The sequence below is a fragment of the Desulfobacterium sp. N47 genome (assembly GCF_051233685.1).
GTDB lineage: Bacteria > Desulfobacterota > Desulfobacteria > Desulfobacterales > RPRI01 > RPRI01.
Map to the genome: position 1 here is coordinate 61,911 of NZ_JBAMMY010000155.1, position 15,149 is coordinate 77,059.

The window sequence follows — 15,149 nt, forward strand, 5'->3', positions numbered from 1 at the left end:
TTACTTCTCTATAATTAATTTAAATTACTGGATACCGGCCTTCGCCGGTATGACGAAAACGGTGTTTTCTGATTTATTAGGATTCAGTAAATACATATCGATTGGAGCGTCGGATTCCGCTCCAACTTGAAGTCACAATTTGTGACTTCAAGTTTGCAAATTCTTGATTTGTGAGCTGATCTCTATAAAGCGGATAATCAGAAATTAATACTTCAAATCTTTATTTTAAATTATCGTTTTCATCTGGAATAAATCCAGCTTCTGTCTTCATATTTTCCTTACCCTCTTTATCCCCCCTTTTTAAGGGTATTACCCTTTTCATTACCCATTTAATCAGGTATTACCCAATTGCCATTTATTCGTCTTTTCCCAGCGTGCGTTTTGACCGCGCCCCAAACACTCCACCTGATTTTTAGCTCGCAATTTTTTCAAGATAAGACGGATCATATCCACGCTGACATTGGGGCAGGCGTTTTGAAGTTCAGCAATACTAAATGGACCGACTGTCTTTTCAATAGCCTGAACAACAAGACCGGTTTTCTCACCTTTGGGACTCTGAAATTCTCCCAGGCGCTGTTCAAACTCTTTATATGCTGATTTGATGATGAAGAGGATATAATTAATATACGGCCATGGATCATGCTTGCCTTCGTGCCAGCCTTGGGAACTCTGCTCCAGAGTCTCGTAGTAACATTCCTTGTTCTGTTCGATGAGACGTTCAAGGCTGATGTATCTTCCAACCTCAAACCCCAGATAATAACATTGCAGGAGAAGCAGCAACCTTGAAACACGACCGTTTCCATCGCGGAATGGATGAATGCAAAGAAAATCCAGGTTAAATGCGGCCATGAGCACAAGGGGAGGAACTTTGCGGTCAAGGATAGCGTCATTGTATAATTCTACCAGTTCCTTCATACGCTTCGGAGTCTGGGCGGCGGAAACCGTCTTGAAGCGGACACGCGATCGACCGTCAGGTAATTTTTCTATAATATCGCCATCTTTTTCTTTGTATTGTCCCGCATCCCATATTTCTCCGCGTGTAAGCCGGTGGAGTTGCAAAATTGTCTCTTCCGAAACTGAAAGTTTTAAACTTTGCTCATGAATTAATGTCAGAGCCTGCCGATATCCCCGAACCTCTTCTTCATCTCGATCCAGCAGAAGCGGTTTTCCAAAGACGACGGTGGCAATCCGTGATTTATCAACTTCCACACCTTCAATCCGGTTGGAAGATACTGCGCTTTCAATAAGAGCATGCTCACGAAGCGCCTTGAGACGCTGCGGAGATTGGCGGGTAAACAATTCCTGTTTGCCCCGGGCTTCTCCTAAATCTGCGAGATACCAGGAAGTTGCAGCGGGAACGGATTCAAATTTTTGGGAAAAGAGCATTAAGGTCATCATTAGTATTTCATTCCGTAAGATGTTTGACTTTCCTCAGTATTATAAAAATTTATTTCGATCCAGCGTTCATTTGTTAATAATATCAAAATAAACATAACCTCAATATACTTGGCTGCAATCTATTGTCAAACGATTTATCCGGTTATTTTGGGCAGTTAACTTATCAGTTTTCCCAGTTCTTCGAGCAGCAGCAGATTGGGATTGAAGATTGGCTCTAAGTTTAAATATATCCGCATTTAAATTTTCCGATACTCTGATACATAGCAGAGACATTTGCAATTCATGTCCGGTTTAATCCGGAATGGAAACTCTGACATAAATCTTTGCTTGCCATTTACCGGTGGGAAAACGAAAGCGATGATGGTATGGATTCCTGTGAAATGTTTTGTTCTTGCCTGAGAGGAATCGGTGATCGAAGAGGGATTGAAAAACTGCAATATATTTATGCTAATGGAAATGATGCAGTTTATATTGGTGATTCTCTGGAATGCCTGGCTGAAATTTATGCAGTTGATATTCCCGAATTGCCGGATATTGTCAAAAGCCGAAAAGATCAGGAGAAAAGGCAAAAGAAAAGGGAAAAAGAATTAAACAAACTGGCCAAAAATTACAGGGAAATGAAAGAATTGGAAGCATTGGAAGACGGAGAAAATATCATCCCGTTTAAAAGGGACACTCCGAAAGTGGGCAGGAATGAACCCTGCCCATGCGGTAGTGGTAAAAAATATAAAAAATGCTGTCTGAACAAATTTGAATAACAGGAACCTCTGCTATTCTTCTTCCCATTCCACGCCGTACTCTTCTGAGGCAATAGATTCCAAAGTATGCAGATCCGATTTTACAGCCATTACCTTCCGGTATACTTCGCTATAATCTTTTCTTTCGCCGTTTATTGTAAGCAAATCATTTTCCACCGAGATTCCGAAAAGCCTTTCATTTTCTTCCAGATACGGCCGGATGAGATCCCAGTCAGCCTGGGTCAATTCCACATATTCTCCTCCGTTTAACTGTTCGTTTACCAGCTCACGAAAAGGATCCCTGATATAAATAGCTCCACCGGATGCAAGTGAAAAAAGGTTTGAGCCGGGATATGGACTTTCCAGACCGGAAGCATTACCTTCTTCATCAAACCTTAGACCGTTTAAAATAACGAAGCCGCCGCCGTTTAAGGAATCCCCGGCCATGAAAGATTCAGCCAGGTAATCCAGACATGTCCCGTTGATGATAACCCTTGGGGAGCCTACAGCGTTTATGAGAGGACGTCCTGCCGCATTGCCTCTTACAAATACATTTCCTCCCTTTGCTCCGTACATGAAAGTCTGGCCTACATCGCCGTAAACAACAAGCTTTCCTCTTTTCATGATCTGGCCCAACTGATCCTGGGCGTTATCATGCACATAAATTTCCTGCCCGTCTATCCCCGAAGCCAGATAATCGCCCGAACTTCCGTACACATCTATTCTTACGCCATCCGCCCCATCACTCAAGCCGCATCCTGTAAACCTCTGGCCCTTATATCCATAGCAGATAAATTGCTTCCAGCCCAGTTCATAGGCAGCGCATATGAGTCTTGCATCACAGTCATCGCCTTCCGGCGGAAAATTTCTTGCATTTATTATAAGTATTTTCTCATTATTTTCAGGAGCCCGGATCGATAAGCGGCTATCCCAGTCGATATGGCCGTAAATGCCGGAACCTGCGCTGCCCAGATCTCTTGCAGCTTTGAAAATTGCAGAAAGGCTGTTTCTTACGATGTGCAGCACCCAACTCCGTTTTTTTGCGCCGACAGGATACAGCTGATCATTTAAAGCGGTTAACACATATATGGCTTTTTCAGCGTTTTCATCATTTAAGCCGGCAAGCCTTACCATCTCATTGCAGGCATATCTTAATTTGGCATAATCCCAGCCTGTGATGTTTTTTATAAAATAGATAGCTGCACCCGCAGAATCATTTGTTGCAAAAGCGGACTCAATTTCTTTTGAAATGCTGCCGGCATCTGCATGAGATGAAATATCTGCTGCGATATCGCAGGAAATTTTATCTTTTGGAATTACTACCGGTTCTCCGAATTTGTTGGTGCAAACCAGTTCTTTTTCCCCGTTTCCTTTACCGTTATCCTTGATGGTAAAAATAAATGACCCGCCGTCTGCAGCGCTTCCGCCACGGGCGTTCCAGTATTTATCGGCTACAGGGCAGAACCGGCTGTCTTCAGTAGCCAGGCTTTGGAGTGTTGCATCGATGGCCTGCTTTTCCGAACAGATGAGCCCTATCTGTACTTCTCCTTCCTGCAGGGCGAATACCTGCGGACGAAGCATGGCCGTATCGGTAATACCTATAAGCTGAAGCGCATTATTATAAAAATCATTCCGGGCGATAATAAAAAACCACGGGCCATCAGGGGAATTAAAAATATGATTGGACTGAATATATCTGTATATATGCTGCTTTTCAGGAGGCAAGCGGTCAAAATCATATTCGGAAGTCGGCGCAAGCGCCTCTATAATATACTCCATCGGATATTCAAATGTTCTGTTTAAAAGATCCAGCATAAGTACTGAAACTTCCGTATCAGTCAGAAACTGAGGAAAGATATTATTCTGCTTCAGGTATTCGCTTACAGCATGATAGTTTGCAAAATCGCCGTTATGAACAAGAGCTTCATCCAGACCGATAAAAGGATGAGCGCCTCCCGGATGCCAGACACGGCCTTTGGTGGGATAGCGCTGGTGAGCTATCCATCCGTGAGCCTTGAAATCATCCAAAAGGTAGTATTGGGCGACCTGCTCGGCATAACCCACTATTTTTAGAATCATAATATTGCGGCCATGAGAAAGGACAAAAGCTCTCTGCTTCCCCAGCGATGAATAAAACTTCTGGTTGAGATTATAAGTGTTTCTGTAAATAAACTCATCTTCAGCTTTCTGTGGGTCCATGTCCTGCAAGCCGTTATCTTCCATAAACCTGCCAAGGATATCGGATTTTACTTTTACAAAATAGCGCCAGACATCGGGAGGTTTTACTTCCAGTCCGGCAATATCACGAAAGTCATCAACTGAAGGGATCTTTCCTGCTTTATGAACTTCCAGATAAGGTTCAATATTGCTTTTTTCTACATCAGGTCGGGCCTTGGGATCAAGCAGGGCAATCTGGAGCATGTAATGAGTATCTATAATTTCCTGGGTTACGCCAAGGCTGTCAGGAGTGAGACCGACTGCTGCCAAACCGCCGCCTTTGCCGTTACCGCGGTTATGCATCTGTAAAGAAGGTTCGAAAATATGACGGCCGCCCACAGGAATTGAACAGATAAATCCGGTAACTCCGCAACCGCCTTCTTCAGCGGGCTTTTCCAAAGACATATTTCCTCGCGGGAGATTTGCCCGGCCTGCAAGTATTTTATTTATTATGGCTTCCCTGTTGTTATACATTTATAAATTCTTCCTTTAGTTTTTCACAAAATCAACTTCTTCATGCCGGCATCTATAGGCTAAAGCAGAAAAAATTGCTCATAAGTTGGTAAGTTCATAAGTTGATAAGAAGAAAATATAGGGATTTTCATTTATGCTTATTAGCTTACGAACTCAAGAGCTTATGAGCTATATTTACCCTCGAATCCTTTAATCACGGAACCTTTTTCTATATAATCAGTTTTTTGTTCGGTGCAGGCTGATACTTTTGCCTTTCGCTTTCTTCAAGATAATCAAGGTGCACCAGAAGATCGCTGCGGCCTACAAGCTCACGTATACTTTTCATGCCATATTGCCTTAAGATTTCACACCATTGCTTACGCCATACGCTATACATATTTACTATACGGTTTTGGGCCCACTCTTCAGTAATAATATTTCCCAGTTCCGGATCAGTAGTTGCTATGCCGCGGGCGCAGCCTCTGCCGCTTTCGCAGTTTCCGCAGCGTACACATTCCAGTGAAATCAGCTCGGCAGTACCTATTACTACTCCGTCTGCGCCAAGAGCTATAGCTTTTGCAACATCCATCCCGTTTCTTATGCCGCCGCTGGCAATAAGACAGATTTTATCCCGTACGCCCTCATCCGTCAGGAATTTATGCACTTTTGGTATTGCATACTCAATCGGCATGGCAATATTTTTCTTGGCAATATCGGGAGCCGCTCCGGTTCCGCCATAGCTGCCGTCTATATGGACGATATGGGCTCCGGCATAATAACTTCCTACCGCAACCATATCAACATCAGATGGTGTTGATACTTTGACCGACACCAAAACACGCGGATTGATCTCCTTAACCCAGTCAACATGTTTTTTATGATCTTCTACGGAATAAACGCTGTGAAAAGGGAAGGGGGAAAAAAGCGGATTTCCCACTACAGTTTCGCGCATGGCGGCAACCTTCGGCGTTACTTTATCGCCCAGAAGATGCCCGCCCAAACCTGGCTTTGCGCCCTGAGCGTACTTAAACTCAACTACCGGCGCATATTTAATTGTTTTTTCACGCACACCAAACAGACCTGTTGCAATCTGGGTGATTACATGATCAGCATAGGGAACCAGTTCTTCAGGATAACCGCCTTCGCCGGTGCAGGTAAGAGTATTGAGCTTTTGTGCGGCTCTGGCCCGTCCGACCATAACATTTAAAGCAGTTGAGCCAAATGACATGCCGCCGCCGTAACACGGAATCGAAATTGTCAGTTCCGGGCGGCCGTCCGAACGTTTATTTAAAACAATGCTTGTGTCGATATCCTCATCAGCTAAATCAATATATTTACCCTCATCAAGCAGTTTGAAACGCATTTTATCGAAACCGCCGCCGGAATTTCCCAGGTTGTATTCAAGATCAACAACAGGAAGATTACCCGTTTCCGCCATGTCCCAGTGAGCAATCAGCATCTCATTAGTCCAGCGATAATCACCAAGCGTATCCAAAATGGGATTTAGGCGCAAAGTAAGCGCCTGCTGCGGGCAGCGGTCTATGCAGTAAAATTCATTTTCCTTGCACTTGAAACCTATGCATTTATGCTCTATGGGCCTAAGCGGTTTGCTGAAATTATCATATCTTGGATGCACACCGTACGGGCAGAGTTCTGCACACAGTCCGCAGGAGATACACCGGGAATTTCTTTTTATAGTGAACTTGCCGATAGTATTTCGAAACCTTGAAGGTGTAATAATTGTTTCCGGCAGTTTATTATTTTTTTTATCGCTCTTCATCTTTTATACCAGCCCCGATACTTTTCTTTCACCGAAAATAGGACCAAAACTTTCCTTTTCCAGATCTTCAAACCACATGGAACGGCCGACTTCGCCCCTCAGTCGTCTTGCTTCACGAATACCCATTGCACCCATTACTTCAATCAACTGATTACGCCATGCACCAATAAGATTAATGATCCTTTGTTTGCCCCAGTCCGGGTTTATGTTGCCCATTTTTATCGGACAGGTTTCACCCTTTACACACTGGCGGCATAAGCGGCACTCAAGCGCAATAAGCAGAGGAAGATCTATAGCTACGCCATCGGCCCCGCATATAATGGATTTCGCCACATGTTCAGCCATGGCGATTCCGCCTGAAAAAATCAGGTTGACTCTGTTTCTTAACTGCTTATCAACCAGACCAAGGTGAACCTCTCTGATCATCTCTTTTAGAAACATAGGATTTTCAGAGTCAAATTCACGGCCTTGTTCATTTGCATAAAAATGAATTGTATCTACTTTATGATTTGCAAGTTCAATCGCACGCAGTGAAGATTCCCGGTTCAGCATAACACCTACAGAAATTATAAGCTCCGGTTTTAAAGCCCGCAACTCCTCTATTCTTTTATCTATTCCATCTTCATAAGCAAGCTCTGCCATTCTTATTTCAGGAACATTCTCAAGAAAATCACGGTAATTCTTTTTTGACAGAGTTGGTATCAGGCATTGGGCATAAGGCCTGAAATTTTCGGAGTAGTATTGAGGATCAATTAACAGCATGGTACCTAAAATATATGCCGCCTGCGCCATTGATTGTAATACATTTTCGCTTAAAATACCGAATTTTGGCTGTTTAAGAATTAAAGGAACCGGAATTTCGAAAATAGGTATTGTTTCAGTAAGAAGTGACCCGTCTTTAGCAAAACTCAGCCTTGAGTTTCTTCGGGAAAGCTCAATACCGGTATTGATATACTCCCTGCCATGAATTCCATCCCGCGTGGGCCGGACAATTTCAGACATATCCGTCCACATTGAATCGAATCCCTCTCCTACAAACGGACCGCGATAGCCTGCTCCCGAAACCGGTATTTTGCCTGTGTGAGCCTGATACCATGTTCGATGGATAATATCCGCATGCCAGTAATCGTCTCCCAAAGAGCGATAATCCGGATTTATCACACGCGAGAATATTCCTCTTGTGCACTCCTGTACACAACGGAAACAGCTCTGGCAGGCATACAGATACTCAGGTTCTTCCATTGAGGCAATGTGCTTGTAATTGTCTTTGAAGATATTATATACGCATGCTTTCTTTACGCATTTCCTACAGCTTCCGGCGCAGTCTTCCCTGAATTCAATGGTGGTATATTTCCCGATAGGGTTAAATCTTGGAATTGCCGTTTTTACAGGAATTTGATATTTTTTTGGCATACTTACTCCCGCGCTAAGCTGCTTGCGGCCTGGGAGAAAGACCGGCTGCCTCTACTATCGGGCCGACTTTTTCTTCCCATTCTATAGCCATAATGTGAATGCCATGCACACCTTTTATCTCGCGCAATCCGGCAATAGTTTCCACGCAAATCCTGATGCCTTCTTCAGCCGCTTTTTCCTTCGGCACACCGCCCATGCGTTTGATCAGGGATTCAGGAACATCCATTCCAGCCACTTTGGTAGCCATATATTTCGCCATTCTTTCGGATTTCAATGGAGTTACTCCGGCTAATATATGTGTTTTTTCCGTAAGTCCCTCTTCACGGGCAAGGCGCATCCATTCTTTAAAGCGATCCAGATTGTAAACGCACTGGGTCTGAATAAAATCCGCACCGGCGTCTATTTTTTTGGCAAGGCGGATTACGCGGTATTCAAATGGATCTGCAAAAGGATTGGCGGCAGCGCCGATAAACATTTCAGGCGCATTTTTCAAATCAAATCCGCTCATATCCTTACCTTCCGTTTTCATCACTTTTACCATATTGACCAGATTCATGGAATCGATGTCAAATACGTTCATAGCATCAGGCTGGCTGCCGAATGTCTGATGATCTCCGGAAAGACAAAGAATATTTCTGATACCTAAAGAGTAAGCGCCAAGTATATCCGACTGAAGCGCAATCCTGTTGCGGTCTCGTGTAACCATTTGCATAACAGGCTCCATCCCCAACTGCACCAGGTGCGCACAGGCGGCAATGCTGGACATTCTGACAATAGCCGTCTGATTGTCGGTTACATTAACTGCATCTACATAACCTTTGAGCAGTTCCCCTTTTTTGCGTATAATTTCAGGATCGGCTCCACGTGGCGGCCCGCACTCCGAAGTTACGGCAAACTCTCCCTTATCCAAAATACTCTGCAGATTGCTCAGTGATTCCGACTTCATATAAAATGGTCCTCTCTTACTAATTTTCTGGGTCCGCCGGCGTGGCTGGAACGCCAATCTTTCGGGGGGTTATATTTTTTTAAATTATCAAGCTGCCCAAGATTGCCAAGGCGTGTTATTATCTGCTGCCAGGCACATTGAGTATCCGGATTGACCTCGCATATGCCGTTCCGGGAACCGCCGCAAGGCCCGTTCTGGAGTTTTTTTGCACATCTTGTAACAGGACAGATTCCGCCGAAAACAGCCAGCTTGCAATCGCCGCAGCCAAGACACTCTTCAGTAAAAAGGCCCTGTTTTTCAAGAACTCCGATAAATGTAGTATTTACACCGGGCAGTACCGGAACATCCCCAAAACGTCTTGCTATTGCCTGAACGCCGGCACCGCATGCCAGAGATAAAACGGCTGAGTTATTGGAAACAGCAATTGCTGCTTCCCTGATAAATTCATCTTCACACTGCCGTTCCACTGTCAATTCTTCAATGTAGATGTCTTTGCCTTCTTTTTTAAATGAAAGCCGCAAAGCTGAAGATAAAGTTGCCACCTCGTCTTCTCCTCCTGCAAAACAGGTTTTTACGCAGGTGCCGCAACCCAGAACAAGTACTTTTTTGTATGGCGAAATAATTTCCCTGATTTCGGCGATAGGTTTCTGTTTTCCAACTATCATAATCTGAACTCCATTTTAATAATTATTCCAGTGCCTGGCCGGATTTGGCCCCAGTTCATTAATATCAACTAAAACCTGCCTGATAATATGAACAGCCGCTTCGGTATCACCGTTTGCAATATTATGAATCGACAGGCGCTTACCTCCGATTTCTATCTCGTCCAGCAGTTTTTTGACCCAGTTAACCCGGTTTTTTGCCCTTATATTTCCTTCAACATAACGGCATTGCCCTTCAGGACATACAAAAACAATGACTGCATCAGAGCCTGCTTCAAACGCACGAAGCAAAAAGGAATCCTTTACCATGCCGGAACAGGCCATCTTAACCGATTTTAATTTAAAACTGCTTTTATATGGAACAGGCAAAGATTCGCAGTTGTTAATTGCGTTTATACAATGAAAAACGGTTATTTTAGGTTTTAATTTTTTTTTCATTTATTTCAATCAACCAATTAAGTCGCTAACCATCTTAAAAAACAATGATTACTGGATTAATAAAACAAAAAAAGACGTCGTTCGCAAAAAAAATCAGCGAAACAGACGCCTTTGTCTCTCTATAACTGCAACTGTAATAGCACGCCATTGTGCCCCCGTTGCCAAGCCTTACTAAAATAATCAAAAAAAATATTATGTCAAGCTATTTTATGATAAATATTCGGACCTGATAATTTTTTTCCATCCCTGTGATGATATTAAAACATGCTTCTTTGCAATTCATCTTATTTCACTATTAAAAAAATAACCATATAAAGTTATGGCCTTTAAATATCATAAACTTGATAATGATAAAAAATACATATATGATCATAACCATACCTTTATATTATTCAACCGTTTTTTGCTGCAATAATAATGTATTCAGAAACAGTTCTTGATTAAACTATAAGGAGTTAAGCCAATTGATGGATTATCACGCGCCATACAGCTCCCGGCAAAGGATGCAGAAAACAATTCGTCATGAACCAGGCGGCAGTATCCCAAAAGGCGAATTATGCATTGCAGATACTGTGATAAGCCGCGAATTAAATTGCAACCAGGTCGGCTTTGAAGAAAAGTTTGAATTTGTTAATTTCATCGGTCTTGATGTTTATACAATTTCCCCGGTTTTTTCATGTGAAAAAGATATGCTTCCAAATCCGGAAAAAGTAAAATGGACTGACATTGAAAAATGGACTAATACTTCTCTTTTTATATTTGCACTTATAGATGGGGCATTGGAAACAGGTATGCGCATCAGGGGATGGACTGAATTTTTAACGCTTACGAAAAAATCGCCTTCAGACCTTGTATCTTTTATTGAAATGGTCGAAAAATCTAATATTTCCACGATCAGAGAAGTTGCACAAAAGGGGGCCGACGGCATCATTCTGGCAGATGATGTTGCTTTTACCAATGGGCTCATTATTAATCCTGATATACTGAGAAAATACTTTCTGCCTTCTCTTGCAAGACAGGTTGAAGAAATCAACAATCTGGGAATTCATGCTTTCTACCATTCGGACGGTAACTACCGGGAAATCATTCCCGATCTGATCGATATTAATTTTCACGGAATTCAATGCATAGAAAAGCTCAGCGGAATGGATATGGCGGACCTGCAGGCAAAATACGGGGACAAAATATGCCTGTGGGGTCATATTGATACGGAAGACACAATAAAAGCACAAAAACCAAGTTATCTTAAAGCATTCTCAGATTCCGTCCGCATTCTGTCCAGCCAAAAAGGACTTATACTGGGTACAAACTGCGGCATTTATGAAGGAACAGATATTGCCGGGTTAAAGGCGATTTACGAGTCGTGCAAAATATAGCGGCCAGTGCTAATGAAAAGTCATGCCTCCGGGATCTATTAAAACTACGGGTTTTTCCGGTTTATCAGGATATATTTACCGGACTGTCGGGATTCTTTACAAATTGTAATTTGATGAACTTTTATCCTCTTTTTAATGAATCTATAAGATAATTTTTTTGATAATTTTTATGAAGCGACGTGCATACGTTATCTTACTCACATGCAACTATTCTATTATACAAATAATTATTTTGGTAATTATAAAACTTTGAAAAGGACCTTCTATGATTTATTTTCTTAAACCCTGCGAAAGCTCCAATTAATAATATGTAATAAACTATCAAAAATCGTTCTTATTTAACAAATGTTAATAACAGTGTCGGAATCTTTTACATAATGCCAAAATATTTGTAACACAATGTATTGATAATCTTTTTTACCTATTTTTGTGTATTTCTTTAAAAAAAAAGCTTATAAATGTGTCGGGTTTCTTTACAAATTATACGATGCTTACTTTTCCTTTAAATTAATAAATAACAAATTAAGATAGTTATTGATATGGCCTAATCTTTGCTTCTATATATTTACAAGCAGTTTAGTGAAGACTTAAATTTAAAATAAGATTTGATTAGTACACTATAAAATAGCAATTTTATGGGAGAAGGGAGGGAATTAGAATGAAAAAAATAATTTATTTACCAATTATTCTTATAGCAATTATATTTTGTTTTAATAATGACGTATTTGCATACCCATCGTTGCAACTTGATATCGCCGGTGGAACATATAATTATGCAACTGAAACAATAATAGCTCCTGGTAATAATTTTACGCTTTATGCATTATTGAAAACTGATAACGATAATTTAGTAACAGATACTTATTATATATCTGCTGCAATAGTTCCAGCAATTAATTCATCAGCAGATTTAGGTTCATTTATTTTTGCTGGAAATAATATAAGCGTTACCGATGATATGGATTATGGAACTCCACCTCTTGATGGGCTTTATCCAGATTTAGGATCACATGGAATTTTTGCAACATATTATAAGGAATTTTCATTTGCATTTAATCAATCAAATGAAAATGAAATAGATATATATAATACAAAAGATAGAGCTATAGCTGGAACAGCCATAGATTTAGATTCCGGCACCGGAATGTACTATGCTGCTTTTGTAATCGATATTTCAAATTTAGCTGCTGCTTATGGCATCCATTTTGACTTATATAATGAAAATATAATAATAAAAAATAATTCCACAGATTATAGTACTCAGTTTGCTCCTTATTCTCATGATGCTGAGGGACATAAGGTTCCTGAACCAGCCACCCTGCTCCTTCTCGGCTTTGGTCTTGTTGGACTTGCAGGTGTAAACAGGAAGTTTAAGAAATAAAATTGAATTTATAAGTTATAATGATTAAAGGCAGGGTCAGAAATGATCCTGCCTTTTTTATTAACATTAATACTCTCCCTTTTTGCTGATCCTGATAAATCCACTTTGCTTTCCGGCACTTTCATGGCATATTATTGATAACTTTTTTCATCATTAGTTCATATCCGGCCTTGGTCATAAGGCTGTATTTCATACAATAAAAGATTGAAGGAGCAAAGCAGGTGAAGATCACAAAAGATATCAGGTTGTATGTTCTTGGTGCAGGCAAAGTGGGAATGAGTATTGTTCAGGCGTTTGCCCAGCAAGGCTTTAAGGTTACAGCCATTGATGTTTCGGAAGACAATATAAAAACAGGTCTGGATAAAATAGAAAACAATCTTAATAAATTGACAGATAAGGGTAAATTTGAAAAAAATCAAAAAGAAGAGATTCTGGGAAGAATAAGGCAAAGCACAAACTTTGAAGATCTTTCGGATGCTGATGTGGTAATTGAAGCTGTTTTTGAAGATATTGACCTTAAGAAAAAGCTTTTTACTCAAATGGACAACTGTGTGATTTCCAAAGAAGCGTTATTGCTTACAAATACATCTTCACTTTCAATATCAGCTGTCGCTTCAGCAACCAAAAGGCCGGAGTCTGTTGCCGGAATGCATTTTTTTAACCCGGTACCGGTAATGAAACTGGTTGAAATAGTAAGAGGTGTCGAGACTTCGGATAAAACGGTAGAAAAGGCAAGAGAGCTTGCCATGCTTTTGAATAAATCAACAATTGTTTCAAAAGACAGCCCTGGTTTTATTGTAAACAGGCTGCTTAATGCGCTTTTTATAGAAGCATGCAGGATTGTAGAAGAGGGAGTTGGCACACCACGCGATATTGATACCGGTTTAAAACTTGGTCTCGGCCATCCAAACGGCCCCTTTGAATTAGTGGATAATCTCGATGCGATCCCTTTAATACTGCATGTATGTGAACATATGTCGGATGAATTAGGCTCCCGCTTTAAACCGCCGGTTTGGATAAAAAACTATGAAAAGGCCGGAAGAGTGGGTAAAAGCAGCAAAAAAGGCATATATGAGTATTGATGTGTTCCTGACATATTATATCATTTGGGGAGCGTCATCGACGCCTAACAATTTTTCTGTGGTTTGCATACGTATTCATGCCCAATTACAACAAAACAATCGAAATATTATTCAGGCCTGTTTTATCTTCTTTTTATAATAGTCAACATACCAGTTTACAAACTCTTTAATCCCTGTTTCAAGCGGAGTATCGGGCTTAAACCCAACATCTTTTATAAGATCATCAACATCGGCATATGTTGAAACAACATCTCCGGGCTGAAGATCAAGAAGCTCCATTTCCGCTTTTTTGCCTACAGCTTTTTCGATAAGCTCTATAAATTTCATAAGCTCAACAGGACTGTTATTGCCTATGTTGTATATTTTATATCTGGCATATGAGGTGCCTGGATCAGGATTGTTACCGCTCCAGCCCGGATTTGGTTCAGGGACTTTTTTCATGATCCTTGAAACCCCTTCTATTATATCATCGATATAAGTAAAATCGCGCGTCATTTTCCCATGGTTGAATACCTTTATGGGCTTGTTTTCAAGGATTGCGTCTGCAAACAGGAAAAGCGCCATATCGGGACGTCCCCATGGCCCGTAAACCGTGAAAAATCTAAGTCCTGTGCAAGGCAGGCCATAAAGATGACTATAAGAATGAGCCATCAGTTCATTTGCTTTTTTTGTGGCAGCATATAAAGAAACCGGATGGTCAACATTATCATGAACCGAAAAAGGCATTTTTGTATTTGCTCCATATACCGAACTTGATGAGGCAAATACCAGATGCTGGACATGATTATGCCTGCAGCATTCGAGGATATTTGTAAAGCCGACTATATTGGAGTTAATATATGAATGAGGATTCTTCAATGAATATCTGACGCCGGCCTGTGCCGCAAGATTTACGACAACATCAAACCTGTTATTTGCGAAAACATTTTCTGTAGCATTCTTATCTGAAATATCCGCTCTTACAAATGTGAATTTCTCGTAACGCGTAAGTTGCGCAAGCCTGGATTCTTTGAGGCTGACATCATAATAAGGATTCAAATTATCAATTCCGGTTACATAAATACCTTCCTTAAGCAATCTCAAAGACAAATGAAAACCGATAAACCCGGCAGCACCTGTGACCAGCGCACTTTTAATATTAATATCCATTGCATTCTCCGTTTGTTAAAATAAGTGAAATTGACTTATACCCAATATACTATCGGCTTTCAAGATAAAACAGATAAGAACAATCGCCCGGAACAATATGAAAGTGTTCCATGGCTC

General features: G+C 41.1%; 12 protein-coding genes. 4 read left to right on the top strand and 8 right to left on the bottom strand.

The annotated features are described in order from the left end of the window. Positions 1-333: 333 nt before the first annotated feature. Positions 334-1,398, bottom strand: coding sequence for a Fic family protein (locus VXK47_RS10045; protein ID WP_435548647.1), 1,065 nt, complete (start codon positions 1,396-1,398; stop codon positions 334-336). Positions 1,399-1,778: 380 nt separating this feature from the next. On the opposite strand from VXK47_RS10045, the gene VXK47_RS10050 reads away from it, so the two are divergent. After that, complete coding sequence (locus VXK47_RS10050; protein WP_435548648.1) at positions 1,779-2,156, top strand: SEC-C metal-binding domain-containing protein; 378 nt, start codon at positions 1,779-1,781, stop codon at positions 2,154-2,156. A 12-nt stretch (positions 2,157-2,168) separates the two neighbouring features. Here the strand turns inward: VXK47_RS10050 and VXK47_RS10055 are convergent, their stop codons facing one another. From VXK47_RS10055 to VXK47_RS10080, 6 genes are all read right to left on the bottom strand, one after another. Further along, positions 2,169-4,826 carry a hypothetical protein gene (locus VXK47_RS10055; protein ID WP_435548649.1) on the bottom strand — a complete coding sequence of 886 codons (2,658 nt, stop codon included), beginning with the start codon at positions 4,824-4,826 and terminating at the stop codon, positions 2,169-2,171. A 208-nt stretch (positions 4,827-5,034) separates the two neighbouring features. Continuing rightward, positions 5,035-6,585: a glutamate synthase-related protein gene (locus tag VXK47_RS10060; protein WP_435548650.1), complete on the bottom strand. Its 1,551-nt coding sequence runs from the start codon at positions 6,583-6,585 to the stop codon at positions 5,035-5,037. Positions 6,586-6,588: 3 nt separating this feature from the next. Continuing rightward, a complete protein-coding gene (locus VXK47_RS10065) occupies positions 6,589-7,998 on the bottom strand; it encodes a glutamate synthase-related protein (protein WP_435548651.1) in 1,410 nt (469 codons plus the stop codon). A gap of 13 nt (positions 7,999-8,011) precedes the next feature. Then, positions 8,012-8,944, bottom strand: a complete 933-nt coding sequence (locus VXK47_RS10070) for a methylenetetrahydrofolate reductase (protein WP_435548652.1) — start codon at positions 8,942-8,944, stop codon at positions 8,012-8,014. Next, positions 8,941-9,609 carry a methylenetetrahydrofolate reductase C-terminal domain-containing protein gene (locus tag VXK47_RS10075; RefSeq protein WP_435548653.1) on the bottom strand — a complete coding sequence of 223 codons (669 nt, stop codon included), beginning with the start codon at positions 9,607-9,609 and terminating at the stop codon, positions 8,941-8,943. The genes VXK47_RS10070 and VXK47_RS10075 overlap by 4 nt, the downstream gene beginning before the upstream one ends. Positions 9,610-9,624: 15 nt before the next feature. Next, positions 9,625-10,044, bottom strand: a complete 420-nt coding sequence (locus VXK47_RS10080; RefSeq protein ID WP_435548654.1) for a hydrogenase iron-sulfur subunit — start codon at positions 10,042-10,044, stop codon at positions 9,625-9,627. 467 nt (positions 10,045-10,511) lie between these two features. Here VXK47_RS10080 and VXK47_RS10085 point away from each other — a divergent pair, with 467 nt between their 5' ends. The 3 genes from VXK47_RS10085 to VXK47_RS10095 all read left to right on the top strand — a co-directional run bounded on the left by VXK47_RS10085 (position 10,512) and on the right by VXK47_RS10095 (position 13,883). Next, on the top strand, positions 10,512-11,420 hold the full coding sequence (locus VXK47_RS10085; RefSeq protein ID WP_435548693.1) for a uroporphyrinogen decarboxylase family protein: 909 nt from the start codon (positions 10,512-10,514) through the stop codon (positions 11,418-11,420). Positions 11,421-12,078: 658 nt separating this feature from the next. Next, on the top strand, positions 12,079-12,801 hold the full coding sequence (locus VXK47_RS10090; protein WP_435548655.1) for a choice-of-anchor N protein: 723 nt from the start codon (positions 12,079-12,081) through the stop codon (positions 12,799-12,801). A gap of 221 nt (positions 12,802-13,022) precedes the next feature. Then, the gene (locus tag VXK47_RS10095) at positions 13,023-13,883 is read left to right on the top strand and encodes a 3-hydroxyacyl-CoA dehydrogenase family protein (RefSeq protein ID WP_435548656.1); all 861 of its coding nucleotides are present in this window, start codon (positions 13,023-13,025) and stop codon (positions 13,881-13,883) included. Between the two features lie 111 nt (positions 13,884-13,994). Here the strand turns inward: VXK47_RS10095 and VXK47_RS10100 are convergent, their stop codons facing one another. After that, entirely contained in the window at positions 13,995-15,032 is a 1,038-nt protein-coding gene (locus tag VXK47_RS10100; protein ID WP_435548657.1) for an NAD-dependent epimerase, read from the bottom strand. Positions 15,033-15,149: the final 117 nt, after the last annotated feature.

Bases quoted from the DNA above. Each gene is read 5' to 3' on its own strand.
- VXK47_RS10045 (WP_435548647.1), bottom strand. From the start codon at position 1,398: ATGATGACCTTAATGCTCTTTTCCCAAAAATTTGAATCCGTTCCCGCT.
- VXK47_RS10100 (WP_435548657.1), bottom strand. From the start codon at position 15,032: ATGGATATTAATATTAAAAGTGCGCTGGTCACAGGTGCTGCCGGGTTT.
- VXK47_RS10055 (WP_435548649.1), bottom strand. From the start codon at position 4,826: ATGTATAACAACAGGGAAGCCATAATAAATAAAATACTTGCAGGCCGG.
- VXK47_RS10060 (WP_435548650.1), bottom strand. From the start codon at position 6,585: ATGAAGAGCGATAAAAAAAATAATAAACTGCCGGAAACAATTATTACA.
- VXK47_RS10090 (WP_435548655.1), top strand. From the start codon at position 12,079: ATGAAAAAAATAATTTATTTACCAATTATTCTTATAGCAATTATATTT.
- VXK47_RS10085 (WP_435548693.1), top strand. From the start codon at position 10,512: ATGGATTATCACGCGCCATACAGCTCCCGGCAAAGGATGCAGAAAACA.
- VXK47_RS10065 (WP_435548651.1), bottom strand. From the start codon at position 7,998: ATGCCAAAAAAATATCAAATTCCTGTAAAAACGGCAATTCCAAGATTT.
- VXK47_RS10075 (WP_435548653.1), bottom strand. From the start codon at position 9,609: ATGATAGTTGGAAAACAGAAACCTATCGCCGAAATCAGGGAAATTATT.
- VXK47_RS10050 (WP_435548648.1), top strand. From the start codon at position 1,779: ATGTTTTGTTCTTGCCTGAGAGGAATCGGTGATCGAAGAGGGATTGAA.
- VXK47_RS10070 (WP_435548652.1), bottom strand. From the start codon at position 8,944: ATGAAGTCGGAATCACTGAGCAATCTGCAGAGTATTTTGGATAAGGGA.
- VXK47_RS10080 (WP_435548654.1), bottom strand. From the start codon at position 10,044: ATGAAAAAAAAATTAAAACCTAAAATAACCGTTTTTCATTGTATAAAC.